The 26,299-nt window shown below is 70.0% G+C and carries 19 protein-coding genes; 10 read left to right on the top strand and 9 right to left on the bottom strand.

Going from position 1 to position 26,299, the window contains the following annotated elements; all coding sequences use genetic code 11:
* Together BN1186_RS14130 and BN1186_RS14125 are read left to right on the top strand one after the other, a co-directional pair.
* The gene (locus BN1186_RS14130; protein ID WP_040284592.1) at positions 1–1,386 is read left to right on the top strand and encodes a class II 3-deoxy-7-phosphoheptulonate synthase; all 1,386 of its coding nucleotides are present in this window, start codon (positions 1–3) and stop codon (positions 1,384–1,386) included.
* Complete coding sequence (locus tag BN1186_RS14125; protein WP_040284591.1) at positions 1,383–2,396, top strand: threonine aldolase family protein; 1,014 nt, start codon at positions 1,383–1,385, stop codon at positions 2,394–2,396. The genes BN1186_RS14130 and BN1186_RS14125 overlap by 4 nt, the downstream gene beginning before the upstream one ends.
* A gap of 22 nt (positions 2,397–2,418) precedes the next feature.
* On the opposite strand, the gene BN1186_RS14120 is transcribed toward BN1186_RS14125, so the two are convergent.
* Positions 2,419–3,147 carry a hypothetical protein gene (locus BN1186_RS14120; protein ID WP_040284590.1) on the bottom strand — a complete coding sequence of 243 codons (729 nt, stop codon included), beginning with the start codon at positions 3,145–3,147 and terminating at the stop codon, positions 2,419–2,421.
* 42 nt (positions 3,148–3,189) lie between these two features.
* Positions 3,190–5,253: a Stk1 family PASTA domain-containing Ser/Thr kinase gene (pknB, locus tag BN1186_RS14115; protein WP_040284589.1), complete on the bottom strand. Its 2,064-nt coding sequence runs from the start codon at positions 5,251–5,253 to the stop codon at positions 3,190–3,192.
* Positions 5,254–5,491: 238 nt separating this feature from the next.
* Between pknB and BN1186_RS14110 the strand changes: the two genes are divergently transcribed.
* Complete coding sequence (locus BN1186_RS14110; RefSeq protein ID WP_040284588.1) at positions 5,492–6,169, top strand: thiamine phosphate synthase; 678 nt, start codon at positions 5,492–5,494, stop codon at positions 6,167–6,169.
* On the opposite strand, the gene BN1186_RS14105 is transcribed toward BN1186_RS14110, so the two are convergent.
* On the bottom strand, positions 6,145–8,520 hold the full coding sequence (locus BN1186_RS14105) for an HAD-IC family P-type ATPase (protein WP_040284587.1): 2,376 nt from the start codon (positions 8,518–8,520) through the stop codon (positions 6,145–6,147). The genes BN1186_RS14110 and BN1186_RS14105 overlap by 25 nt on opposite strands.
* The gene (locus BN1186_RS14100) at positions 8,510–9,601 is read right to left on the bottom strand and encodes a polyprenyl synthetase family protein (protein ID WP_040284586.1); all 1,092 of its coding nucleotides are present in this window, start codon (positions 9,599–9,601) and stop codon (positions 8,510–8,512) included. The genes BN1186_RS14105 and BN1186_RS14100 overlap by 11 nt, the downstream gene beginning before the upstream one ends.
* A 48-nt stretch (positions 9,602–9,649) precedes the next feature.
* On the opposite strand from BN1186_RS14100, the gene BN1186_RS14095 reads away from it, so the two are divergent.
* On the top strand, positions 9,650–10,540 hold the full coding sequence (locus BN1186_RS14095) for a methylenetetrahydrofolate reductase (protein WP_040284585.1): 891 nt from the start codon (positions 9,650–9,652) through the stop codon (positions 10,538–10,540).
* A 331-nt stretch (positions 10,541–10,871) separates the two neighbouring features.
* Here BN1186_RS14095 and BN1186_RS14090 read toward each other — a convergent pair whose 3' ends face one another.
* Positions 10,872–13,067: a HelD family protein gene (locus tag BN1186_RS14090; protein ID WP_040284584.1), complete on the bottom strand. Its 2,196-nt coding sequence runs from the start codon at positions 13,065–13,067 to the stop codon at positions 10,872–10,874.
* A 195-nt stretch (positions 13,068–13,262) separates the two neighbouring features.
* Between BN1186_RS14090 and BN1186_RS14085 the strand changes: the two genes are divergently transcribed.
* A complete protein-coding gene (locus tag BN1186_RS14085; RefSeq protein ID WP_052460194.1) occupies positions 13,263–14,129 on the top strand; it encodes a DsbA family protein in 867 nt (288 codons plus the stop codon).
* Positions 14,126–14,950: a cytochrome c biogenesis CcdA family protein gene (locus BN1186_RS14080; protein WP_040284583.1), complete on the top strand. Its 825-nt coding sequence runs from the start codon at positions 14,126–14,128 to the stop codon at positions 14,948–14,950. The genes BN1186_RS14085 and BN1186_RS14080 overlap by 4 nt, the downstream gene beginning before the upstream one ends.
* On the opposite strand, the gene BN1186_RS14075 is transcribed toward BN1186_RS14080, so the two are convergent.
* Positions 14,880–15,842 carry a hypothetical protein gene (locus BN1186_RS14075; protein WP_139651129.1) on the bottom strand — a complete coding sequence of 321 codons (963 nt, stop codon included), beginning with the start codon at positions 15,840–15,842 and terminating at the stop codon, positions 14,880–14,882. The two genes, BN1186_RS14080 and BN1186_RS14075, sit on opposite strands and share 71 nt — an antisense overlap.
* A 219-nt stretch (positions 15,843–16,061) precedes the next feature.
* On the opposite strand from BN1186_RS14075, the gene BN1186_RS14070 reads away from it, so the two are divergent.
* Genes BN1186_RS14070 through dinB form a run of 3 tightly spaced genes read left to right on the top strand, consistent with a single transcriptional unit; the run spans position 16,062 to position 21,245 of the window.
* Complete coding sequence (locus BN1186_RS14070) at positions 16,062–16,370, top strand: DUF6504 family protein (RefSeq protein ID WP_040284581.1); 309 nt, start codon at positions 16,062–16,064, stop codon at positions 16,368–16,370.
* On the top strand, positions 16,370–20,032 hold the full coding sequence (locus BN1186_RS14065; protein ID WP_040284580.1) for a DNA polymerase III subunit alpha: 3,663 nt from the start codon (positions 16,370–16,372) through the stop codon (positions 20,030–20,032). Before BN1186_RS14070 ends, BN1186_RS14065 begins: the two co-directional genes overlap by 1 nt.
* A 7-nt stretch (positions 20,033–20,039) precedes the next feature.
* Positions 20,040–21,245 (top strand): DNA polymerase IV, encoded by a 1,206-nt coding sequence (dinB, locus tag BN1186_RS14060; protein WP_040284579.1) that lies wholly within the window; start codon positions 20,040–20,042, stop codon positions 21,243–21,245.
* A 398-nt stretch (positions 21,246–21,643) separates the two neighbouring features.
* On the opposite strand, the gene BN1186_RS14055 is transcribed toward dinB, so the two are convergent.
* The 3 genes from BN1186_RS14055 to BN1186_RS14045 are packed head-to-tail and all read right to left on the bottom strand — an operon-like array spanning position 21,644 to position 25,534.
* A complete protein-coding gene (locus tag BN1186_RS14055) occupies positions 21,644–23,338 on the bottom strand; it encodes a transglutaminase TgpA family protein (protein ID WP_040284578.1) in 1,695 nt (564 codons plus the stop codon).
* Positions 23,335–24,564, bottom strand: coding sequence for a DUF58 domain-containing protein (locus BN1186_RS14050; protein ID WP_052460193.1), 1,230 nt, complete (start codon positions 24,562–24,564; stop codon positions 23,335–23,337). The genes BN1186_RS14055 and BN1186_RS14050 overlap by 4 nt, the downstream gene beginning before the upstream one ends.
* A gap of 4 nt (positions 24,565–24,568) precedes the next feature.
* Positions 24,569–25,534 carry an AAA family ATPase gene (locus BN1186_RS14045; protein WP_040284577.1) on the bottom strand — a complete coding sequence of 322 codons (966 nt, stop codon included), beginning with the start codon at positions 25,532–25,534 and terminating at the stop codon, positions 24,569–24,571.
* A gap of 239 nt (positions 25,535–25,773) precedes the next feature.
* Between BN1186_RS14045 and mraZ the strand changes: the two genes are divergently transcribed.
* Positions 25,774–26,211, top strand: coding sequence for a division/cell wall cluster transcriptional repressor MraZ (gene mraZ, locus BN1186_RS14040; protein WP_040284576.1), 438 nt, complete (start codon positions 25,774–25,776; stop codon positions 26,209–26,211).
* Positions 26,212–26,299 lie beyond the last annotated feature (88 nt).

Here is a 26,299-nt window from a genome sequence, read left to right as displayed (position 1 = left end):
ATGTCGAGCATCATTTCCCGGGAAGATCTGCGCGCGCTGCCCTACATCCAGCAGCCGTCGTACCCGGATCCAGCAGTCCTCGATCGCACCATCGACACGCTGGAGAAGCTTCCCCCGCTGGTCTTCGCCGGAGAGTGCGACGACCTGCGCCTGAAGATGGCCGACGTGGCCGATGGCCGCGCCTTCCTGCTCCAGGGCGGCGACTGCGCCGAGACGTTCGACGCCGTGACGGCCCAGGGCATCAAGGGCAAGCTGCTGGTGCAGCTGTCCATGGCAGTGGTCATGACCTACGCGGCTCAGGTGCCGGTGGTCAAGGTGGGACGCATCGCCGGACAGTACGCCAAGCCCCGCTCCAGCGGCATGGAGACCAGGGGAGAGGTCACGCTGCCGTCGTACCGCGGCGACGCCATCAACGGCTTCGACTTCACCGCGGAGGCCCGCGCGCACGACCCGCAGCGGCTGCTGCAGGTGTACAATTCCTCGGCCGCCACGCTCAACCTGGTGCGCGCCTTCGTCAAGGGCGGCTTCGCCGACCTGCGCGGCGTGCACACATGGAACGCCGAGTTCGTGCGGGACTCGCAGGTGGAGGCCGAATACGAGGAACTGGCAGCGGAGATCGACCGGGCGCTGGCCTTCATGGTGGCCTGCGGCATCGAGGACGATTCGCTGAGCACGGTCGACTTCTACGCCAGCCACGAGGCGCTGCTGCTCGAGTACGAGCGCGCACTCACCCGCGTCGACTCCCGTTCGCAGCAGCTGTACGGCTGCTCCGGACACATGCTCTGGATCGGGGAACGGACCCGGCAACTTGACGGCGCCCACGTGGAGCTGCTCAGCCGCGTGCAGAACCCCCTCGGCGTCAAGCTGGGCCCCACCACCAGCGTCGACGACGCCCTCGCGCTGGTGGACAAGCTCGACCCGCACCACATCCCCGGCCGGCTCACGTTCATCACCCGCATGGGCGCCGGCAAGGTCCGCGACGTGCTCCCGCCCGTCATCGAGGCCGTCGAGGCGTCCGGGCGGAAGGTCGCCTGGGTCTGCGACCCGATGCACGGCAACACGTTCGAGGCGAAGAACGGCTACAAGACCCGCTCGTTCGCCGATGTGGCGGAGGAGGTCAACGGCTTCTTCGACGTGCACGAGCAGCTGGGCACCTGGCCCGGCGGCCTCCACGTGGAGATGACCGGCGACGACGTGACCGAATGCGTCGGCGGCGTCCACAACCTGCACGAGGACGACCTGGCCAACCGCTACGAGACGTTCTGCGATCCGCGCCTCAACCGCAACCAGTCCCTCGAGCTCGCCTTCCTGGTGGCCCGCCGGCTGCGCTCCGGGCGCCTGAACCGGGAGAATCCGGTGCAGTGGTTCCAGGCCAAGGACCTGTGATCGATCTCCGCAGCGACACGGTGACCCGGCCCTCGGCCGGGATGCTGGCCGCCATGGCCGAGGCCCCCGTCGGCGACGACGTCTATGGCGAAGACCCGACGGTGGCCGCGCTCGAGTCGCGGATCGCTGAGCTGTTCGGCAAGGAGGCGGCGCTGTTCTGCGCCACCGGCTCCCTGGCCAACCAGCTGGGCGTCTGGCTGCACACCCCACCCGGTACCGAGGTGCTGTGCGACTCGTTGGCCCACATCGCGCGCGCAGAGATGGGTGCCCACGGGGCGATCGCCGGCGTCACCATGCGCACCTGGGGCTCCGAGCACGGCCGCCTCGTGGCCGACGACGCGCTGGCGATGGCAGCCGTCGACTGCGGCCCCTATCTGGTGGAGACCGCCTGCATCGAGGTGGAGGACACCCACAACTTCGGCGGCGGCACGGTCCAGAGCATCGACGAGCTCACCCGCCTCTCACAGGGCGCGCGGGTCCTCGGCATCGCCATGCACCTCGACGGGGCGCGCCTGGCCAACGCCGCGGCCGTCACCGGCCTGCCCTTCAGCCGCTACGGCGCGCTGTTCGACACAGTCAGCCTCTGCCTGTCGAAGGGGCTGGGCGCCCCCGTCGGCAGCGTGTTGACGGGCACCGCCGAGCAGATGGCCCGGGCCCGGGTACAGCGCAAGCGGATGGGGGCCGGCTGGCGCCAGGCCGGGGTGCTGGCCGCCGCCGGGCTGTACGCGCTGGATCATCACCTGGGGCGGATCGCGGAGGACCACCGCGCGGCCAGGGCGCTGGCCGAGGCGCTCGACGAGGCCCGGCCCGGCGTCGTGGACCCCGCCGGGGTGGCCACCAACATCGTGGTGATCCCCAGCCCCGACGCGCCGGCTGCGGCGGCCCGGCTCAAGGAGCGGGGGGTGTTGGTCAGTGTGCTGGGGCGGAAGGCGCTACGCGCGGTCACCCACCTCGACGTCACCGTCGACCAGTGCGCCGAGGCCGGCGCCCTGATCGCCCGCAGCCTGTAGCCCCCACGGCCCTGTTGTGGGCTCAGGGTTGATGTCTTCGATGTCCGGGATGGGGCGGGGCCACGCACCCAGTTGCTGGTAGACGACATCGGGCACGTGGCCGAAGAAGCCGTGCAGGAAGCGTGACGCGCGGTCGATGTCGGCGGGGAGCCAGTGGCCGCCCTCGGAACTCGCAGAGGATCTCTGCGTGGTCGCGGGTCTCCGTGCGCCGGTTGCCGTTGGCGTCCGTGCGGGTGTACTGGGTCTGCCAGGTGTGCCGCAGCCTGAGGAACGGCAACCCGCCATTGTCCGCATAGATGATGTCGTGGGCCTGATGGTTGGATCCGCCGCTGGAGTGGTTGACCTGCCGCAGGTAGGAATCGTCGCGGACGATGTAGACCCACTCCGGGCGCTCGTAGAAGCTCAGCGAGGCGGGTGCCGGCGGGCCCGGGCGCTGGGCCACAGGCGAGGAGAGCAGCGCGGTGCGCACCGCGGCCAACTGCTCGACGGCGGCCTCGAGGCCGTCGGCGTCCTTTGGCGCGTGCACGAGGACGACGTTGTCGTGATCGACGCTGATGCGGTATCCCGGGCGCAGGTGCGGCCCGACGGCGGCGATCAACTCCTGGGTGTAGTCATAATCCTGGGAGGAGGCCCGGTGGGCGCCCACCTCCAGGAACGGGCCGATATCCCCGACGCGGGTGTCGGCCACCTCGCCGACGACCCCGGGCGGCAGCGACCGGGGCAGCGGCATGGCCACCACGTAGCCCCGCACTCATGGATCCACCTCCGTGCCACAGTGTGCCAGCCGGGCCGCTCAGGCGTAGAAGAGGGTCACGGTGGTGCCCACGGCGACCTCGGTGCCGGCGGCCGGATCCGTGCCGTTGGCGAGGTCCAGCGGGATGGGGAAGTTCGAGCTGCGTTCCAGCTTGACCACCAGATCAAGGTCCTCCAGGGCCTGGGTGGCCTCGGCGGTGCTCTTCATGAAGACGTCCGGCACCGTCACCATGACCGGCCCCAGGGACTTCACCAGCGTGATCTGCCCGCCGCGGTGGCCGGTGCCGTCCCGCGGGTCCTGCCGGATGATGCGCCCGGCCTCCACCTCGGCGGAATTCTCCTCCTCGACTTTCACCTCGAAGCCCAGCTCCTTGAGCTCCTCGACGGCCTTGTCGGCGTTGCCGCCCACATGGTCCGGGATCCGGATGGGCTCCTTACCCTTCGAGACCGTCATCTCGATGGTGGTGCCCGGCTTGAGCTGCGCGCCCGCCTCCTGGGAAGCGGAGATCACCTGGTCAACTGGCACGGTCTCGGAGTACGTCTCCGTGATGGTGCCCACGATGAAGTGCTCGCGGATCGCCTGCGCCGCCTCCTCGCGCCCCAGCCCGACCAACGTCGGCGCGGGATAGCGCTCGGGGCCCTTGGACAGCACCAGCGTCACGTCGGAACCGCGGAACAGCCGTTCGCCTGCCCCCGGGTCCGTGTCGATGACCACACCCGCGGGCACGGTTTCGGAGTACTCGTCGGTGGTGTGCACGGTCAGCGCGTTGGCCTCGGCCGCCTCCCTGGCCTTGGTCTCGTTCAGGGTGGCCATGGCGGGCACCGTCGTGAACCGTCCGTCGAGCCACCACCAGGACCCGAGGCCGGCGGCGCCGGCGATGAGCAGCACCAGGAGGAGCAGGGCGACGCCTCTGCGCCGGCGGTGCACCGGGTCGTCGGAGATGTGGAGGTTGGGGAACACAGGCGTGCGTTGGCTCCGTGGCTGCGTGGCCACGGCCGGGCGTGGTGACACGGGCTCGGGCCTTTCGATGGGGGTGGGACGCTGGGCTGGGTGGGGTTCCCGGCTGGCCGGGCGCCACTGCTCATCGCGGTGGATGACGACGGTGGGGGGTGAGCCCGACGGCGACGGCCGGGGCCGGTCCGCCGTGCGCGGGCGGATGGGCTCGGTCTCGTTCTCCACGGGGCTGTCCGGCAGCAGCGCCGACGCCAGTGTGGGGTTGTCGTGCCCGCCGCTGCGGGCCAACTCCTGGCGGGCCCGGCGCACCGCGCTGAGCAGTTCCCGGCCGTCGGCGATGCGGGCCCGAGGGTCACGTCGGGTGGCGGCCAGCACCAGCGTGTCCACGTAATCCGGGATGTCCCAATCGGCCCGGTGGCCGATCTCGGCGAGCCGTTCGGAGGGCTTCTCGATGTCGACGTTCACGTGCCGGTAGGCGATCTGGTAGTTGTTCTCACCCGTGTGCGGCTTCTTGCCGGTCAGCAGCTCGAACAGCACCACGCCGGCCGAGTAGACGTCGCTGCGGCCGTCCGGGCGCGAGTGCGTCACGAGTTCAGGGGGGAGGTAGCTTGCGGTGCCGACGAGGATGCCGGTGGCCGTCATCTGCGGCGAACCCACCTGGCGGGCCAGCCCGAAATCCGCCACTTTGAGCTGCCCGCGGCGCGTGACCATCACGTTCTCGGGCTTGATGTCGCGGTGCACCACGCCGGCCTCGTGGGCGGCGGCGAGAGCGGCGGCCACCTGTTCGAACAGTTCCAGCGCGCGCTCCGGGGGCAGGGGGGCGTCGCGGCTGATCATCCGGCGCAGCGTCTCACCGTCGATGAACTCCATCACGATGTACGGCTGGCCCTGCGAGGAGCCCTGGTCGAAGATCGACACCACCGACGGGTGGGACAGGACGGCTGCCGAGCGGGCCTCGCGGTCGAACTTGGCGGCGAACTCGTCGTCCTCGCCCAGGTCGCTGCGCATGACCTTGACCGCGACGACGCGCGACAGGCGCCTGTCGCGAGCGCGGTAGACCGTGGCCATGCCTCCGCGGGCGACCTTCGCCACGATCTCGTAGCGTCCGTCGAGCACTTGGCCGACCAACGGGTCGAAAGTGCTGTTCATGCCACTCCATGCACGGTCGGGGAAGGAGGCCGTGGGCCCGTTTGCGTAACCGATTGTCTTGCCCGACCAACGGGTCGAAAGTGCTGTTCATGCCACTCCATGCACGGTCGGGGAAGGAGGCCGTGGGCCCGTTTGCGTAACCGATTGTAGGCTCCCCACCCGGGCGGGCGGGGGAGGGCGCGCGGTCACCTCGGCAAAGTGCCAGCCACCCGCGCCCCGCAGGCTATAGATTGCCCTTGTGAACGCACCACTGTCTCTCGCCACCCGTATCCGACTGGCCCGCCTCGCGCTCGTCGTGCCGCCGGAGCGCTCCGGTCCCGAGGCCGCGGATTTCGCCGCGCACGGCGCGGACCTGCTGATCCTCACCCGGGGCGAGCGCTCCGTCGAGGAGGCCGCCGAGGGGATCAGAGTGGCCCGCAACCGCCTCGTCGGGCTCCAGACGCTGGTGGCGGCCGACAATCTGGAGGTGGCCGAGGCCGCCAGCGCCGATGTCGTGTTCCTCAAGCGCCCGGGCTGGCGCCCCTTCGGCATCAGGCGGCCGCACGAGTTCGCGCTGCTGGGACGCTCCATCGACGACGCGGGTGGGGCCGACAAGATTGACGGCGACCCCTTCGATTTCGGCTTCGTCGGCCCCGCCGTCGTCGGCGGCGAGGCCAGCCGGGCAATCGCCGAGATGGCCACGCAGTACCCGCCGACGGCCCTGCCCCCGGGCCCCGTCTGGTTCGCGGCGGGCGGCATCGCGTCGGCCAACATCGAGCGGGTCGTCGCCGCGGGTGCGCGGCGCGCCACGGTCTCGACGGCGGTGTTCACCGCAGCGGACCCGTTCCGCGAGTCGCAGGCCATCGCAGATGCGCTCAAGGCCGCGTGGGATGCCGACCCCGGCGCGCAGGACTACGGGGTGGCGGCCTTCCGCTGAGCCCACACCCGGGGCCGCTCGCGCCGGATCGCCTTGGTGACCCACCAGGTCAGCTCCACCAGCGCCATGCCGATGAGGCCGGCCACGATCCCGAAGGCGATCTCCCACGGATCGCTGATGTCGAGACCGAGCGGCTTGCGCGCGAACGGCAGGAAGAACACCAGGAAGTAGAAGCCGTAGGCGAACGCCACCAGGCCCAACCGCCACCACTGGTAGGGGCGCGCCACGATGGAGAGCACCCAGGTGGCCGTCAGGATCAGCGCGATGAGCGTGGCGGTGGAGGCCTGCGTCTGGGCCGTGTCCGAGACGTCGCCGAAACCGCGCGTCACCACGTAGGTGATGATGGCGGCCGCGGCCACGATGAGGCCACTGGGGATCGCGACGGCGAGGGTGCGGGTCACGAACCCAGACCTGGCCCGTTCGTGATTGGGGGCGAGGCTGAGGATGAACGCCGGGATGCCGATCGTGAACCAGCCGACCACCGTCATCTGCAGGGGGAGGAACGGGCTGGGCAGCCCCATCAGCCCGATGATCAACGCGAGCGTGATCGCGTAGATGGTCTTGGTGAGGAACAGCTTCGCGACGCGTTCGACGTTGCCGATGACGCGCCGGCCCTCCGCCACCACGTGGGGGAGGGTGGCGAACTTGTCGTCGAGCAGCACGATCTGCGCGACGGCACGGGTGGCGGGGGCACCTGAACCCATCGCGACACCCAGGTCCGCGTCCTTGAGCGCGAGCACGTCGTTGACGCCGTCGCCGGTCATGGCGACGCTATGGCCATCGGCCTTCAACGCGTCGACCATCTGCCGCTTCTGCTCGGGGGTGACCCGGCCGAACACATCGGCCTCGGAGACGATCCGGTTGAACTCGTCGCCGGGCGCGGGGAGCGTGCGGGCGTCGACCACGTCGCCGATGGTCACGCCCAACGAGCGCGTCACAGCACCCACCGACGCCGCGTTGTCGCCCGAGATGACCTTCAGTTCGACACCCTGGTCCCGGAAGTAGGAGAGGGTCTCGGCCGCGTCGGGGCGCATCAACTGGTCGAGCACCAGCAGCGCAACTGGCGACAGCGGGCCGGGTGCGTCGGGGCCGTCGACGGGGCGTTGGGCCTCGGCCAGGAGGAGCACCCGGCGGCCGGTGGCCCCGATCTCCTCGGCGCGGCGGGCGAGACGGCCCTCGCCGGCCAGCACGTCGGGGGCGCCCAGCACCCAGTGGCCGTGGCCGGCGCCGAAGCTGATGCCGGACCACTTCTTGGCCGAGGTGAACGGCGCTCGCCCGGTGAGTGGCCACGGTTCGGCGGCCGGCTCGACGGCTGCGGTGATGGCCTGCATCGAGGCGTTGGGCGCGGGATCCGCCGCCACCAGCTGCGAGAGGACCCGGCGGGTGCGTTCGGCGTCATCGTCGAGGTCGACGATCTCGCCCAGCGTCATGGCGTTCTGCGTGAGCGTGCCGGTCTTGTCCGCGCACACGACGCTGACCCGGGCGAGGCCTTCGATGGCGGGCAGTTCGTTGACCAGACACTTGCGTCGACCCAACCGGATGACGCCCAGCGCGAAGGCCATCGAGGTCAGCAGCACCAGGCCCTCGGGGACCATCGGCACCAGCACCGCCACCATCCGCAGCACGGATTCCTGCCAGGTGGTGTCCGGCTGGTTGAACTGCACGTAGATCGCCAATGCCCCCACCGGGAACAGCAGGTAGCTGACGATCCTGAGGATCTTGTTGATGCCCTGCCGCAGATCTGAGGACACGAGGGTGAACTTCGCGGCCTGCGCGGTGATCTGGGCCGCGTAGGCGTCGGCGCCCACCTTCTCCGCCCGGTAGGTGCCGGTGCCGGAGACGACGTAGGCGCCGGAGAGCACCTGGTCGCCGGACCGTTTCGCGACGGGGTCCGCCTCGCCGGTCAGCAGCGACTCATCCACCTCCAGGTAATCGGCCGAGACCACCGAGCCGTCGACGACGATCTGGTCACCGGGGGAGATCGCGATGAGGTCGTCGAGGACCACCTCGTCGCGCCCGATCTGCCGGCGCTCGCCGTCGCGCACGACGATGGGGTGGGCCTCGCCGACGACCGCCAGGTTGTCGAGGGTCCGCTTGGCGCGGAGCTCCTGGATGATGCCGATGATGGAGTTGGCGATGATCAGCAGGCCGAACGCGCCCTGGATGAGGTTGCCGGTGATGGCCACCAGACAGAACAGGACGAACAGGATGCCGTTGACGCGGGTGGCGACGTTGGCGCGTATGATGCTCCACGTGCTGCGGCCGGACCGCGACGGCAGCGCGTTGACCTGCCCGGCCGCGACCCGTTCGGCGACCTGGGCGGGGCTGAGACCGGCCAGCTCAGTGAGCACGCTTGACGCTCCGCTCGGCCAGCTCCGCGAGTGCGGTGCGGCCGTCAGCGGTCATCTCTGTGTCCTCCAGTACAGCGAGCGCGTGTCGCATGTTCTCCTCGATCACGCCGTCGACGTGTGCCCGGGCACCCGTCGATTCGATGATCTCGGCTGCGCGGTCGATATCGGTGTCGGTGAGCCCCTCGGCGCCCAGCATGTCGCTGAGCTCGCGCGCTTCCTCGTCCGAGGCGTTGGACAGGGCGGTGAGGACCAGCACGGTGCGCTTGCCCTCGTGGATGTCGCCTCCGTAGGGCTTGCCGGTCACCTCGGGGCGGCCGTAGACGCCGAGGACGTCGTCGCGCAGTTGGAAGGCGCGCCCGATGACGGAGCCGAACTCGCCGAGCGCCCCCAGCAGTTGGTCGCTCGCGCCACCCAGAGCGGCGCCGATCAGGGAAGGTCGACGGATGGAGTAGCTGGCGGACTTGTACTCCAGGATGCGCCGGGCCACGTCGAGTTCCTCGGCGACTCCGGCGACCCCTGTGGTGCCGTACTGGGCGCTGACATCGAGGAACTGCCCGGCGGTCACCTCGGAGCGCATGGTGCTCAGATGCGGGCGGGCGCGGTCCAGGCCCGGAGCGCCGGAGCGGTCCGCCAGTTCGATGCTCCACATGAGCAGGAGGTCGCCCAGGAGGATCGCCGACGAGACGCCGAACTCGGTGGCCGATCCGCGGCCGCCGCGCTCGCCGTGCAGGGCTTCGAAGCGCTTGTGGGCGGCAGGCAGGCCGCGGCGGGTGTCCGCGGCGTCGATCAGGTCGTCGTGCACCAGTGCGGAGACGTGCAGCAGGTCCAGGGAGCTGGCCACGTCGAGCAGCGGTTGCGCATCTTCGGGCTGGCCGGCGGCCGCGACGTAGCTCCAGTAGCAGTAGGCGGGGCGCAGTCGCTTGCCGCCCGCGGTCGCCTCCCGTGCGATCGGCAGCAGATCGGTGGCGCCCACCTCGGTCAGCAATTGCGTCTGGTTGTCGATGAAGCCCTCGATGGTTTCGCCGATGGCGGACAGGAGTTCAGGGCTCAGCGGGGACGTCGGGTCAAACGGAGTGCGCACGGTGGGCAGTTTAGTCGACCGTCTCCAGGCTTCCCTATGGTTGGAGTCATGCCTTCGACGATCTCCAGACCACAGTCGGTGGGGGAGTTGTTCTCCTCGGCCCAAGGTCCCCTGTTCTCCTTCGAGTTCTACCCACCCAGGTCTGAGGAAGAGGAGCCCATCCTCTGGCGGGCCGTCGAGGCGCTCACCCCGCTGGAGCCCGATTTCGTCTCGGTCACCTACGGCGCCACCGGCTCGCGCCGCGACCGCACCATCCACGCGACCCGCCGTATCGCCGGCGCCGACGGACCACTCACCGTGGGTCACCTCACCTGCGTTGACCAGTCCCGCGCGGACATCGCAGATGCGCTGGCCGCCTACCGTGAGGTGGGTGTGACCAACATCCTGGCCATCCGCGGTGACATGCCCGGTGGGGGGGAGTGGGTCGCCCACGAGGACGGCTTGCGCAACGCCACCGAGCTGGTGCGCTTCATCAAGGAGCAGGGCGACTTCTGCGTTGGTGTCGCCGCCTTCGCCAACCCGCATGAGACCACCAACGACCCGGACCTCGACGCGCGGATCCTGCTGGACAAGGTGGAGGCCGGCGCCGAGTTCGCCATCACCCAGCTGTTCTTCGACGCCCAGCCCTACATCGACATGGTTGCCCGCGTCCGGGCGCTGGGCTGCGATGTGCCGATCATCCCCGGCATCATGCCGCTGACCGTCATCACGCAGATCGAGCGGTTCGCCGAGTTGAGCGGCCAGCCGCTGCCCGAGCACTTCGTCGCCGAGCTGCGTGCTGCAGGCTCGAAGGAGGAGGTCCGGCAGATCGGCCTGGCCCACTGCCTCGAGCTGTGCCGCACCCTCCTCGACGCCGGCGCCCCCGGGCTGCAGTTCTTCACACAGAACCGTTCCAAGGCGACCCGCGAGATCCTCGCGGAACTCAAGAACGTCGGCTGACGGCCACAACCGGTCCCTGAGCGTCGCCCTGACGACGTACTGATTGACACAACGATTTCGTGCGGTTCATGGTGGCACTCCGTGCGGCGACTACACCGCACGGAGTGCCACTATGAGCCCGCGTGTTACGCAGTGTCCCTTTCTGCGGCGTCACTCGCGAGACACTTGGCGCAGCGCAGCATGACCACCCGCGTCCTTCTTCCCCAGCCGGGGCGGAACGCACCCGCTGTGGAGAGGTGCTGGGGACGCTTCAGGGGTTTCGACACCGCTCGTAGAACTCGCGGGCTCAACCAGCGCGGGGCGCGACGCTCAGGGACCGGGGCCCTCGTTGTCAGTTCAGCAGTTGGCGCCAGTCAGACGTGTCGACGTCCAGGGTGATCATCATCTGCGTCGCACGGGTCAGGGCGACATAGAGGACGCGGACCCCGCCCGGTGCCTCGGCGATGATCTCGTCGGGCGAGACCACCAGCACGCCGTCGTATTCCAGGCCCTTGGCCTGCAGGGCAGTCACCACGATGATGCGATCCTCGAACGCGGCCAGCCGATCGTCGCGGAAGACATGCAACTGGACGTCGCGTAGCCGCGACGGCGGGACGACCACGCCGATCGTGCCGTTGACCTTGGCCGCCAGGGTGAGCAGGTGCTCGCGCATCGCCTCGTGCAGCCCGTCGGAGGTGGTGGCCTCGACGCGGGGTTCGACGCCCGTGGAGCGCACAGCCTTCGGGAGGTCCGCATCGGGGAAGACCTTGGTGATGACCTTGGCCGCGAACTCGAAGACCTCGCTGGGGGAGCGGTAGTTCGTCGAGAGCGTGAAGGTGCGGCTGGGAGCCCGGCCCACCAGGTCGGCAAGGGCCTTGGCCGTCTCCTGCTGGTGGGGATAGGAGCTCTGGGCGGGGTCTCCGACGATGGTCCACGACGACTGGGGGCCGCGGCGGCGCAACATCCGCCACTGCATGGGCGTGATGTCCTGCCCCTCGTCGACCAGGATGTGCGCGAACGTGGTCTGCGGGTCCTCATCCGGATCCGTGTGGCGCTCGTGGCGCAGGATGTCTGCGGTGGTCAGCACCTCCGCCACGTCTCCGCCCTCGAGGAACACGTCCATCTCCTGCTGTTCCTCCGGCGGGGTGCCGAGGATGTGGATCAGTTCGTCCAGCAGAGCGACGTCTGCCACGGACCAACCCCGCACGATCTCCTCGCCCTCATCGGCCGCCGCCAGCCAGGCGTAGGACGACACCAGCGCGGCGCGTTGTCCAGCGTCGAGGCTCTGCGCCACATGGTCGACGACGGCGGGATCTGCCAGCCTGGCCAGCACCCGCGTCGCTCTCAGCGCTGGCCACCAGGTGGCCATGAAGGAGTGCAGGTTGGGATGCTCGCGCACCTGCTCCTCGAGTTCGTGGGGGTCGATCTCGACGTCGTCTGGAAACTTGCGCAGCAGCGCGTTGAGCACCAGGTCCGTGGCCATCTTCCGGCCACGGTTGAGTTTGACGCTGGAGAGGACCTGCTCGCGGATCTTGTGCAGTTCCTGCTCTCCCAGTCTGAGTACCTCGCCCTTGACGGTGACGCGCATGGTCGTGACGTCGTGTTCGGGCAGCGGAGTGCGCACCAGCCTGGTGAGCACCTTCTGCATGGCGAGCGAGCCCTTGACGGTGGCCGCAGCGGCGCCGTCGACCCGCTCGGTGGCGAAGCCCAGCACGTCTGAGGCGACCGCGCCGATGGCTTTCAGCGTCACGGAATCCTCGCCGAGGCTGGGCAGCACCCGCTCGATATAGTTCATGAACACGTTGGAGGGGCCGACGACGAGGACGCCGCCCTTCTCCAGCCTGGCCCGGTTCGTGTAGAGGAGGTAGGCGGCGCGGTGCAGCGCCACCACGGTCTTGCCGGTGCCGGGGCCGCCGGCGATGATCGTGACGCCCTGGTAGGGGGCCCGGATCGCCTCGTCCTGCTCGGCCTGGATGGTGGCCACGATGTCGCGCATGGTGCGGCCACGGGCGCGGCTGAGCGACGCCATGAGCGCGCCCTCGCCGAAGATGGGCAGGTCGGTCTCCACCGAGGAGTCGAGGAGGTCGTCCTCGAGGCCCACCACCTTGTCGTCGCGGCAGCGCAGCACCCGCCGCCGGATCACCTGCATGGGTTCGGCGGGCGTGGCCCGGTAGAACGGTTCGGCGGCGGGGGCGCGCCAGTCGATGACCAGCGGCTCGTAGTCGTCGTCGCGCACGCCGATGCGCCCGATGTAGCGGGTCTCATCGGTGGTCAGGTCCACGCGGCCGAAGACGAGGCCCTCGTGCTCCGCGTCGAGGATGGCCAGCCGCTTGGCGGCCTGGTAGGCGAACGCGTCGCGCTCGAACAGCGCGGTGCCCATCTCCTCACGCAGGAAATCCGTGCGGTCGGTGACGAAGATCTCGCGGCCCTGCCGAGCCAGGTTCTTGGCGCTGGCGGTGGCCGTGGACAGGTTGGCGTAGACCCGGTCGACGTGCGCCTGTTCCTTGGCGATCTCGCGGTCGAGGTCAGCGCGCGATGTGCTGGTCAAATCAGACCTTCCTCCGTGAAAGACAGACAGTCAACCCTACTACCCCCGGGGTCACGGGGGGTGACCGGTCCGCGCATCAACGGTGACAGTGTCATCCCCCGGGTTGGTCGCTGGTCATCCCCCGGGTTGGTCGCTGCTTGGGGCATGAGGCAGAGTGGGGAGGGAAACCGAGTCGGCAGTGATGTGAGTGAGCCCATGAGCACCCCCCAGCAGCAGAAGAAGGCGATGACCACGGACAAATGGATCGTGCTCGGCGTGTTCGTCGCGCTCGTCATCGCCCTGATCGCCTTCTCGCAGACGAGGCCGCTCGATCAGGCGGCGCCCAACCGTGAAGCGGTGCCCGCGTCCACCGCGCCCGCCGCAGAGGCCCCGACGGCGGAGGCCCCCGTCGCTCAGGAGCCTGCCGCGCAGGATCCTGCAGCGGTGCCCACCGGGGATCCCGCCGAGGCCGTACCGCCGCCGGAGGAGGGCACGGATGCCGGCGCCCAGCAGGCCGATTATGAGAGGTGGGTCACCGAGGAGTTCCCGCGGCGCATGGAGGGCGACCCCATGGCGATGGGCGCGCTCGACGCGCCGGTGGTGCTGACCGAGTGGGCCGATTACCGTTGCCCGTTCTGCTCCGTGTTCGCGGAGGAGACGCTGCCGCTGCTGCAGAAGTACGTCGACGACGGCACGCTGCGCGTCGAGTTCCGCGACCTCGCGCTGTTCGGCGACGAGTCGATCAAGGCCGCCACGGCCGCGCGCGCCGCAGGTCTGCAGGGCAAGTTCTTCGAGTTCCAGCACGCGATCTTCGCCGCCACCCCCAACGAGGGGCACCCCGACATCCCGGATGAGCTCGTGATGGGCATCGTCGCGGATCTGGGGCTCGACCCCGTGCAGTTCGAGGAGGACTGGAAGCAGTCGGCACTCCGGCAGGCGGTGCTCAACGACTCGCAGGAGGCGCAGGACATGGGCGTGACCGCCACGCCGGCCTTCGTCGTCGGCACCCAGTTCTTCACCGGCGCCCAGCCCATCGCCGAGTTCGAACGCATCATCGAGCAGGAAGCCGCCAAGCTCGGATGACCATCGGCTACGCCGGGGCCTTCCTCGGCGGCATCGCCGCCATCCTCAGCCCGTGCGCGGCCCTAGTGCTGCCGGCCTTCTTCGCCTACGCCTTCGGGCAGCGGCGCGCCCGTCTCGTGGGCCGCACCGCGCTGTTCTACCTGGGCCTGCTGCTCACGCTGGTCCCGCTGGGGTTGGCGGCGGGGGCGCTGGGCGGCCTGCTCACCACCCACCGCGACACGCTCGCGCTGGTGGGCGGCATCGTGCTGATCATCTTCGGTCTCATCATGGCGCTGGGCATCAAGCTGCCGATCCCCGGTCTCACCCAGCGCGGCGACCCCAAAGGCCCGCTCGGCGCCATCCTGCTGGGCATGACCTACGGCCTGGCCGGCGCCTGCACCGGCCCGCTGCTGGGCGCTGTGCTGACCGTCGCCGCGGTGGGCGGCAACGCGGTGCGCGGCGGCCTGCTGCTGGCCCTGTTCGGCGCCGGCATGGTGGTGCCGCTCCTGGTCCTGGCCCTGGTGTGGGACCGGCTGAGGTTGGGCGAGCGCATGCGGCCGCGCCCCCTCCAGTTGGGTCCGTTCATCACCTCGGTGCTCGGCATCGTCTCCGGGCTGCTGTTCATCGGCGTGGGCGTCGTGTTCATCACCACCGACGCCACCACCGGCATCGGCGGCATCCTGGACGCGACGCAGCAGTTCTACCTCGAGTCCTGGCTGCGAGAGATCGGCCTGCGGATCCCGGACCTCGCCGTCGTGGCCGTGATCGTCGTCATCGCAGGCCTGCTGCTGTGGCGGTGGCTGCGTCGCCCCGCCCCGGCCAGTTCAGACGCGGCAGAGTGAACTCCTTGTTGGTGGGGCGCGGGTCCTCACCGGTGAGCCGCTCGTGCAGCTCGTAGACCGCCAACGCGGCGCTGGCCAACTGCGCCCAGGGTGCGGCCCCGGCCGGCGAGGCGGACGAGGCCCGTAGTTGCCCGCCGTCGTTGATCGGTACGCCCAGCGCAGGAGGGCGCTGCCACCAGCGGGTCTTCGCAGTGGCTGGACGGCAGTCGATGTCGGCCTCCCCGTCGTAGGTCTCGACGGTGCGGACGCCGCGCTCCGCCAGTCTGGTCCGGAGCAGGTCGACGAGCAGGTCGGCCGGCTGCGGACCCCCCGCCCGGGTGACCTGCCAGCGCCCGAACATCCGCTCCAGGAGGAGGGGGAGGGCCGCCATCCCGGGCCGCTCGGGGCCCAGCGCGAGCACGACGTCGGCCAACGGCGTGCCCAGCCTGCCGGCCACGTCTGCGACGCTGCGGTCGAGCCAGAGCGCGGCGCGCTGCTGTTTCGTGCGCACCGGCTCCGTGCCCTCCAGTGCGTGGCGTCGGAAGGCCTCCCACACCGGCATCAGGTCGTCGAGCAGGTCCCGCCACCGCGCCGCCTCATCCTTGCCGAAGGCGTCCGACAGCGCATAGAACTGCGCGCCGCGCTCGCTGGGTAGCTCCAGGACGGTGCCGTCGCCGAGCACGTGCCTGGTGGGCGGCGCCTCCGTGAGTTCAAGCCCGGCGCCGTTGAGCGCGGTGACGAGGTGGGCGCCGGATTTCTTGAACAGGTCCCGCCAGGTGGCGGGCAGCACGATTGTGGGGGGGAGCGGGTCAGGGACGTGGCCCGCCGCGTCGAGCGTCACCTCGTGGCCCAGCCTGGCCAGCCGGGCAGCGGCGGCCAGGCCGGCCAGGGTGGCGCCGCGGACGATGAGCATGACCGTCATCGTAGGCCCTCTTTTCTTTTGTCGGAGGAGGGATCTATAGTGATTACCACTGCACACCTGTTCGATTAGTTCGGGGAAGCTCTGGTCGGAACAGGCGTGCGGTGAATGGGCCGCCCCGGCCCGGCGTAGCCTCGACCCCTGCGCCGGGCCGGGGCACCCGGGTCGAAAGCACAACTTGTTCTATTCACGTGTTCCCCGGGAGGTGGCCCCATGCGCAGTTACAACGACCCCATTTTCGTGCTGTTCGCCGATGAGCCCAGACAGTTCATCTGGCGTGACCGGCTGCTGCTGGTCAAAGAGGTGCAGAGCCGGTGGAGCCGAGCCACGCCGTGGTGGGCGGGGCGGCAGGCGCGCGCCGCCCGCGGCGAGGTCACCGAGGCGACGGCGGCCGGGACGGATGTGTTGGGCGAGCGCGAGGTGTGGCGGGTGGAGGCCGGCAACGGCCGGCACCGCGGCGTCTACGAGTTGGCCCGCACCATCGGCGCGGAAGACTGGGTGCTCCAGGCGGTGCTGGACTGATGTTCACGCACCTGCGGGTGGCCTCAGGCTACTCCTTCCAGTACGGCGCCTCCCACCCCAGCGCGCTGGTGGCCGAGGCCGTGGCGCACGGCATGGACGCGCTGGCCATCACGGACCGCGGCGGCCTCTACGGCGCCGTGCGGTTCGCCAAGGCGTGCCTCCAGGCGGGCATCTCGCCCATCGTCGGCGTGGATCTGGCCGTCAAGCCCGACGGGTGGATGGCCCGGCGCCGCCCCACCGCGGCGCGCGGTGGGCAACTGCGCGACGAGCGGCTGCCCCGCGCGGTCATGCTGGCCACCTCCCGCTCCGGGTGGGGCGCGCTGTGCGGGCTCATCACGGCGGCGCAGACCACGGGGGAACGCTCAGATCCGGTGGTCACCCGCGAGATCATCGCGCAGCACTGCGCCGGCCACGACGTGGTGGTGCTGCTGGGCGCGGATTCGCGGGTGGGTGAGCTGCTCGTCGCCGGGCATCCCGCGGAGGCGGCCGCGGAGGTGCGGGCGTGGCGCGCAGAGGTGGGCGATGGGCTCTTCCTGGCGGCCACCAACCACCAGACCGGCGGCCGGGGTGTCGCCTCCGCGCACCAGGCAGCGGGGCTGATCCGGCTGGGCGACGAGCTGGGCGTGCCCGTGGTGCTGACCAACATGGTGCGCATGGCCCGCCGCGAACAGGCCGCCACCGTCGACGTGCTCGACGCCGCCCGCCGCCTGGTGCCCCTCGATGCACGCAACATCGACCGCCGCAACGCGGAGGGCCACCTCAAGGGTGGGGCCGCGATGGCGCTGGCCGCCGGCGAGGCCGCGCTGCTCGCCGGCCGGCCGGATGCGTCGGCGCTGCTGGCCGCCACCCGCGGCCTGGCGGAGCGCTGCATGCTGGACCCCATCGCGGATATCGGGCTGGGGGAGATCCGGCTGCCGGAGTTCGAACAGCTCGGTACCACCGTCGAGGAGGCGCCCGGGGTGCTGCGCGCCCGCTGCGAGGCAGGCCTGGCGGAGCGCTACGGCACGCCGGACGCGGAGACCCTCACCCGGCTCGACGACGAGCTCGCCGTGATCGGCACGCTGGGCTTCGAGTCCTACTTCCTCACCGTGGCGGATGTGGTGGGCCTCATCCGTGAGCTGGGCATCCGCTGCGCGGCCCGCGGCTCCGGCGCAGGCAGCCTGGTCAACTATGCGCTGGGCGTCTCCGGGGTGGACCCCATGCGGTACGGGCTGCTGATGGAGCGCTTCCTCTCCCCGCTGAGGGTGGCACTGCCGGATATCGACCTCGACGTGGAATCAGCCCGCCGCACCGAGGTCTACGACAAGATCCTGGCCACCTTCGGTCGGGAGCGGGTGGCCTGCGTGGCCATGATCGAGACCTACCGCGTGCGCCACGCGGTGCGCGACGTGGGGGCGGCGCTCAGCCTGCCACCCGTGGAGATCGACGCCATGGCCAAGGCCTTCCCGCACATCCGCGCCCGCGATGCGAGGGCCGCGCTGCGCGACCTGCCGGAGCTACGGGCCGCGGGGCTGGGCGAGGAGCGCCTCGACATGTTGTTCTCCCTGGTGGAGTCCCTCGACGGGCTGCCCCGCCACATCGCGCTGCACCCCTGCGGCGTCATCCTCAGTGACTCGTCGCTGGGGCAGCGCACCCCGCTGGAGAACAGCTTCAGCGGCTACCCCATGAGCCAGTTCGACAAGGACGACGTGGAGGATCTCGGCCTGCTCAAGCTCGACGTGCTGGGCATCCGCATGCAGTCCGCCATGGCCCACGCGCTCGCGGAGATCGAACGCACCGACGGGCCGGCGCCGGATATCGACGCGCTCGCGCCGTTCGACGATCCGGAGGTCTACGAGATGATCGCCCACCGCCAGACGCTGGGCTGCTTCCAGATCGAGTCGCCCGGCCAACGCGAGCTCGTGGGCAAGTTCGGGCCCGAGACCTTCCACGACATCATCATCGACATCTCGCTGTTCCGCCCCGGCCCCGTGAAGTCGGACATGGTCACCCCTTTCCTCGAGGCGCGCCAGGGCTGGGCGGAGCCGGAGTATCTCCATCCCAGCCTCATCCCGGCCCTCGAACAGACCTGCGGCGTGGTGGTCTTCCACGAGCAGATCATCCAGATCATCTCGATCGTGACCGGCTGCTCCCTCGCCCAGGGCGACGAGGTGCGCCGCGCCCTGGGAGACCGGGAGGGGCAGGCGAAGGTCAAGGAATGGTTCATGCCCAAGGCGCTGGGCAACGGCTACCCGGAGCACCTGTGTGAGGAGATCTGGGCCATTCTCGAATCCTTCGCCTCGTTCGGCTTCTGCAAGGCGCACGCCGCGGCGTTCGCGCTGCCCACCTACCAGTCGGCCTGGTTGAAGCGGCACCACCCGGCGCACTTCCTGGCCGGCGTCCTCACGCACGACCCGGGGATGTATCCCAAGCGGCTGCTCCTGGAGGAGGCCCGCCGGATGGACATCGCCGTGCTCGGCCTCGACATCAACCGCAGCGTGCAGGACTACCGCGCCGAGCCGCTGGCTGAGGGTTGGGGAATCCGTCTGGCGCTGGCAGACGTCAAGGGCATCTCGGAGCAGGAGATGGCCCAGATCGTCTCCGCTCAGCCCTACGTGTCGTTGACGGATTTCTGGTCCCGCGCCAACGTGTCGGAGCCCGTCGTCGAGCGGCTCATCCTGGCCGGTGCGTTCGACGAGCTCTACGGCATCGGGCGCCACGCCGCGGTGCAGCGCCGCACGCAGGTCACCAGGCGTGACCTGCTGCTCGCGCTGGCTGACCTGCACCGCGAACGCCGCGCCGACAGCAGGGTGGGGGCGCTGCAGGGCGCGTTCAGCTTCGGCGACGAGGATGCAGACGTCGACCCCACCTCGGACGTGGTGCCCACCGGCCTGGCGGAGATGGACGACGAACAGCGGCTCAAGGCCGAGTTGGAGATCCTCGGCCTGGACGCCAGCCACCACCTCATGGAGCGCTACCTCCCGCTGCTGCGGGCCATCGGCGCGGCCAGCTCGCGCACCCTGCTGCAACACCGCAACCGTGAGGAGGTGCTGGTGGCCGGGGTGAAGGTGGCCACGCAGACGCCACCGGTGCGCTCCGGCCGGCGCGTGATCTTCCTCACCCTCGACGACTCGACCGGCCCGGTGGACACCACGTTCTTCGAGGATGTGCAGGGCCCGTACGCGGCCACCGTGTTCTCCTCGTGGATCCTGCTGGTGCGGGGCCTCATCCGCCGCACTGGTGCTCGTGGCATCTCCATCCGCGCCACCGGCGCCTGGGACCTCGGCGTCCTCGACGCTGAGTGGCGCTCCGCGCTGAATCAGGGCGCCTCGGAGGAGGAGGCCATCGCGGCGGTGACCGCCATCCTGAACGAGGAGCCCGAGGGCTACTCGCTGGTGGGCGAGTGGAAGCCCACGCTGGGTGAGCCGGCTGCCCCCGAGGAACGAGGAGCGCAGTCGCGTCGAAACCCCCCAGCAGACGAACCCGCCCCCATCCCTGCTGACGGGGAGGAGCCGCCCCCGGATCCGCAGCAGCACACCGGCGGCATGGGCAGGCGGCGGGTGCTGGTGCACGCCAGCGGGTTCAAGCAGTCGCCGTATTCAGATATCAAACCGGCGGGCACCGGTGCCGCAGACGCCCCGCGCAAGCTGTGGCACTCCAGCCCGGGCAGTTCAGGGAGGTAGACCCATCATGCAGACAGCGGCGAAGGCGGCGGTGCAGACCATCCTGCACGTGGACATGGACGCGTTCTACGCCTCCGTGGAGATGGCGCGCCACCCCGAACTGCGCGACGTGCCCATGTTCGTGGGCGGCTCCACCCGCGGGGTGGTGCTGTCGGCCAACTACCCGGCCCGCAGGTACGGCATCACCGGGGGCATGCCGTCGAGCCGCGCCCGGCGGCTGTGCCCCCAGGTGGCGGTGGTGCACCCGGATCATGACCACTACAGCGCGGTCTCGAACGGCATCGGGGAGATCTTCGACACGCTGACCGACAGGGTGGAGATGGCCTCCATCGACGAGGCGTTCATCGATCTCACCACCGCGCTGCGCAGGCTCGGTGGAGACCCTGTCCGCATCGGGGAGCAGCTGCGCGCCCAGGTGATGGACGAACAGGGCGTGGCGTGCTCCGTCGGCATCGGCCCCAGCAAGTTCATCGCCAAACTCGCCTCGAAGCAGGCCAAGCCGGACGGGCTGTGCCGCGTCAAGGCAGAGGACGTCATCGCGTTCCTGCACCCGCTGCCAGTCGACGCCATCTGGGGGGTGGGGGAGGTCACCGCGGGCAAACTGCGGAAGCTGGGCCTCGACACGGTGCGGGAGCTGGCCAACACCCCGCGCGCCACCCTGCAGCGGGCGTTGGGCGACAATCAGGGCGCCATGCTGTTCGACCTGGCCTGGGGTCGCGATGACCGTTCGGTGCTGGCCCGCAAACCCGCCGAGCACAGCGTGGGCTCGCAGGAGACGTTCGGCCGCGACACCGACGACGCCTCGATCGTCACCACGGAGATCCTCCGGATGGCGGAGCGCACCGCCTCCCGCATGCGCGCCCAGCAGATGGTGGGGCGCACGGTCACGCTGTCGATCCGGTTCGCGGATTTCACCACCATCACGCGCACCGGCACGCTCAAGGCGTACACGGACCGCACCAACGACATCTACGCCGAGGCGTTACGACTGTTCACCCGGCTCAACCTGCAGCGCGCCCGCATCCGGCGCGTGGGGGTGCGGATGGAGAAGCTCGTGCCGAAGGCCGAGACCTACGAACAGCCCGCACTCGACGAGCCCACCCACGGCTGGAGCGAGGCGGAACAGGCGATCGACAGGGCGGTGCTGCGCTTCGGCCCCAAAGCCGTGCAACGCGCCCGTCTCACCCGCCGGGTCGAGCGCCAGGCGTCCTGAGTGACGCTTCCGCCAACGGTGCATGACTCCGTTCCGCCGGATCCGGGGAAGGAAGGGCGCTCGTGTTGTAGTGGTGTCTCTGGCGACGTTTCGGCGGGATCTGACCGGGGTGGACTCGAACTCGCGCCCTTCCTTCCCCGGCTCCGGCTTTGATCCATTCGGCTGTTGGTGGTGCTGACCGAAACCCTGGGTGAGGTCAGTGCCGGAGCGTCCGGGCACAGGGTACGTCCGTCTATTGGTTGCGGTTGCCGGGCAACCACTTTGCTCCGTCTGGGGCACAATCCGAACGCCGACATGCGACCCCCTGTGCCCGGCCTCTCCTTGAAGCTGAGCGCTCAGGGCCCTTCGACCAGCCGTAGACGGCTGGCTCAGGGATCGTGAGAATCAGAGCACGAGAGTCAGAGGTCGCCCTGTTGGCGACGGCGCCAGCGTTCCTCGAGCTTGTCCATGAACTCCTGGCTGGAAGCTGCGCTGGGGGTGGGGGTGGGTTGCATCGCCGAGGGGTCGACGTACTCGGGGTCGCCCTGGTAGGCGGGCGTGGGCTCGAACGCCACCCAGCCCAGGCCGTCGAGGTACAGCTCCGGCCAGGCGTGGGCGTCATGGGAGGTGACCTGGTAGCTACCGTCCTCCTGCCGCTCGCCCGGCACGAAGCCGACGGCCATCCGGGCGTCGATGCCCTCCACCCGGGCCATGGTCATCATGGCCGCGGCGAAATGGATGCAGTACCCGGCCCTCTCCTGGAGCAGGAAGCTGGAGATGGCGTCGCTGCCCATCGAGTTGGGCGCCTGGAGGGTGTAGGTGAACGCGTCGGAGCGGAGGAACCGCTGGATGGCCAACGCCTTCTCCCCCGCGGTGCTGGCGCCACTGACCACATCCTTGGTGAGGTTGATGACATCGGCAGACAGTTCGGGGACCTCGCGGGTCACCGGGTCGAGGCCGGTGCCCGCCCCCGCCTGCTGAACCTCCTCGCGGCTGGGGGAGGGCACCTGTGATTCCACCTCGTAGCTGAGGTTGACGGTCTGCTGGGTGCGGTTGTCGCCCGAGGCCACGATGGCCAGCGTGTCCGGGTCGAAGCTCCAGGAGCCCTCCGCGTCAAAATCCGTGGCGGCGAACGGTGCGGGGAGGTACTCCGACGGCACCGCCTCCATCTGCACCTCGACCTTGACGGGCACCCCTTCGTAGTCGTAGGCGCTGCCCAGGCCCGAGCGGCTCAGCGTCATGGGCAGCAGGCCCGCGCCAGACGAGGTGAGGCTGGGCAGGGCGACGGTGCGCAGGTAGACGCCCTGGCCCGTATCGGTGCGGTAGCTGAGGATGGGGCGATCCGACGGGCGGCGCAAGTCCTCGTCCAGGCGCACCGTCGGGTCCGCGAGTTGGATGGGGCCGCTGGAGCCGCCCTCGGGCCAGGGCTGCTTGTCGCCGAGCGGCACCACCGAGGAGACCAGGATGGCCAGCGCGAGGGCGGCCGCTCCACCCGCCACCCCCACGGAGACCCTGGACAGGTGGTGCGAGGCGGCCCGCGACGCCTTACCGGCGGACGAGCCGATGTCCGTGGTGCTCAACAGGACGGCCACGTAGCCGACGAGCACGGGCACCAGCAGGGTCCAGTCAAGATCTTCGGTCACCACCAGCGCGGCGACACCATAGGTCAGCGCCAGCGGCGCGATCGTCCAGGCCGGTTGCTCCAGGCCGTTGACCAGTAGTTCCACGACGATCACCAGCAGCGCGGTGAGCACCAGGCACAGCCACAGCAGGCCGGGCTCAAGCGGCACCGGCGGAATCCCCTCGCGGATCGAGCGGATGCCGTCGGCGGTCAGAAAGCGCAGCGATTCCACCCTGTCTCCGGGTGGCGCCATGCTGAGCCCCCGCCAGGCGAGCACGCCCAGGATGGCGACCAGTTGGCTCAAGAGGATCAGCGCGCGCGGCGCGCGGAGGAGCGCAAGCAGGAGGCCCACTGCAGCGGAGGTGCCGAGGATGAACCAGGAATGGGTGAGGATCGTGCCGGTGTCGGCCAGCAGGGGTGACAGTGGGACGAGGCTGAGCCAGACAGCCACCGCGACGATGACGCTGGAGAACGGGTGGTAGGTGAACTTCATCGGGTCACCCGCCCCCACACCTGGGGCGCCGGCTCGCCGGGGCCGAAGGTCTCCACGCGCCAACCGCGGCCGCGGAGGAAGCGGATGGCCTCCTTGTGCTCCTCGTCCTCAGTGCCGGGCTGCCAGGCGGCCACGTCCGGCACGATCGCCACCAGGCTGCGGGCACGGCCACCGGCGGCCACAAGCGCGGCCGCATCGGAGTTTGAGAGGCGCCCGGTCACGGCAGCCAGCGAGGCCACCGAGGTCAGCGACTCCGGGTCCTCCACGGCCGAACCGAGCCATCCCTCCTCGGAGGACTCCAGATCCGTCATGGCCTCGATCATCATCTGCTTGGATGCCTCCCCGACGGCGTGGCCGGATTCGAAGACCCGGCCCGACGGCGCCAGGATGGCCACCTTGTGGCGACCCTCGCTGAACAGTGCCGCGATGGAGGCCACCGTAGAGACGGCCCATTCGAGGGAACCCTGGGCTCCCTCGCCGAAGTGCGCCCCCCGTCGGGTGTCGACGATCAACGTGCTGGACGGGTCCCAGGGGTGTTCCTCGAGGCGCACCATGAGGTCGTCCTTCTTGGCGGTCATCTTCCAGTGCACCCGGCGGAGGTCGTCGCCGTGGCGATGTTCGCGTACGAGCACGTCATCGGCGCCGGCGGCGCCGATGCGCTGCGGGGTGGCGTCGCCCGCGCTGCCCAACCCCGTGCCGGCGGCCAGGTCCTGCAGTCGCCAGATGCGTGGGGTGACGCGCAGCGTGGATTCCGCACCGCGGGCGGTGAAGCCTCGCCGGGCCAACCCCAGCGGATCCCAGGCATCAGCGCGGAGGGGTCCGACGGTGAACCGGCCCCGGCGCAACGCCTCGACGGTGTAACCCACTGCCTGGGTCCATTCGCCGAACCCCCGAGCGATCACGAACGCTGCGCCGCCACCGAGCGACTCGTCGGCGGTGTCGTGGAAGCGCAGCGCCGCGGCCTGGGCGGGGGACTGGTTCGCCACGTTGAGCACCACGCGGGTGGAGGTGCCCACCGGAATCATGGCCGGGGTGAGGGTGCGGTCGAAGGTGACCAGCGGCCTGGCCAGCAGCAGGTAGCCGAAGGCGAGTAGGGGCAGGGCCACGAGGGCGAGCCCGAGCCAGAGCAGGTCGGTCTCGCCGAAGTAGCCGGCCGCGCCAGCCGCGAGGATGCCGAACGCCAGCATCGCGATGCCGCGCCCGGTCAGCCAGGTGCCACGACGCACGGGCTCAGTTCCTGGCCGGGGTCGGCACGGAGTGCAGCACGGAGCGGATGATCTCGGCCGGGTCCCGGCGGGCGACCTGCGCCTCGACCGTGGGCAGGACGCGGTGCGACAGCACCTCGGAGGCCAGCGTGCGCACGTCCTCCGGGATCACGTAGTCGCGGCCGGCCAGCGCCGCCTCGACGCGGGCGGCGCGCATGAGGTGCAGCGACGCGCGGGGGCTGGCGCCCAGGCGCAGATCCGAGTTCGTTCGGGTGGCCTCGACGATGCTGACGATGTAGTCGTTGATCACCGGCGCGACGTAGACCTTGCGCACGGCCCGGATGGCGGCGGCGACGCTGGCCGCGTCCGTCACCGAGGAGACGGAATCCAGCTGGTCGCCACCGGCGTGGTGCTCCAGCATGGCGACCTCCGCAGTGCGGGCCGGGTAGCCCATGGTGATGCGCGCCATGAAGCGGTCTCGCTGCGCCTCAGGGAGGGGATAGGTGCCCTCCATCTCGATGGGGTTCTGCGTCGCGATCACCATGAACGGCTGATTGAGGTGGTACGTCTTGCCGTCCGCGGAGACCTGGCTCTCCGCCATGGCCTCGAGCAGCGCGGACTGGGTCTTGGGGGAGGCGCGGTTGATCTCGTCCCCGAGCACGATGTGGGCGAAGATGCCACCGGGCTTGAACTCGAACTCGCGCGACGACTGGTTGAACACCGACACGCCGGTCACGTCGCTGGGCAGCAGGTCCGGCGTGAACTGGATGCGCTTGACGTCGCCGGAGATGGCCCGCCCCAGAGACTTCGCCAAGACGGTCTTGCCGACGCCCGGTACGTCCTCAATAAGAAGGTGGCCCTCCGCGAGCAGCACGATCACGGCCATCCGAATCTGGTGCGGCTTGCCCTCGATCACCCTGGCCATCTCGGTGGCGATGCGGCTGGCGAGTTGGGAGACCTCGTGCAGGGACGGGGTTGCGGGCTGATTCACCGGTGCTCCTCGGATGGGTCGGGCGGCAGGCGGAATCAAGACTATCCGCTCCCGAGGCCCACTCCGATCGCCGCGTTGATTCGTGGCTGCCCGGCCCTGCACGCATGCAGGGAGGCCCCTCGGGGGGAGACAAGCACATGGCACTGACAAAAAGTGGAGCGTGGGTGGAGGAAAGTGGGGTACTGTGGTGGCCAGTGGGGCAAAGTGGAGGGAAATAGGGGAAGGAGGAGCCGACTCGCATGTTTTTCACAGGCACGTACACGCCGAAGCTTGACGAGAAGGGCCGCCTGATCCTGCCCGCCAAGTTCCGCGACGCCCTGGAAGGTGGCCTGTTCGTCACCCGAGGGCAGGAGCGCGCGTTGGACGTCTTCCCCCGTGCAACCTTCGAGGCCAAGATGACGGCCGCGTTGAGCGCTCCCAGCACCGTGAAAGAGGTCCGCGACTATCAGCGCATGCTGATGGCCGGGGCCAGCGAAGAAGTTCCAGACCGCCAGGGGCGCATCACCATTCCTCCCCACCTGCGCGCCTATGCCGGCCTGGATCGCGACGTTGTGGTGATCGGCTCGGGGGACCGGGCCGAGATCTGGAACGCCGAAGCATGGCAGAAGTACTCCGAGGCGAGGGAACAGGCCTTCGCGGAGATGGACAGCGAGTTCGCAGGCTACGGCGGCCTGTGACGTGACCCAGCCGGTGGTTCCCGGCCGGTCAGGCCCTGACGTCACTTCCCCGATGTCAGGTCCGGCCCGGAAGGGAACCACTGGAGGG

The sequence above is a fragment of the Tessaracoccus massiliensis genome, assembly GCF_000826065.2.
In the GTDB taxonomy this organism is placed as follows: domain Bacteria; phylum Actinomycetota; class Actinomycetes; order Propionibacteriales; family Propionibacteriaceae; genus Arachnia; species Arachnia massiliensis_A.
Note: the sequence above shows the minus strand (reverse complement) of the source record. Positions and strands in the feature narration are given on the sequence as shown.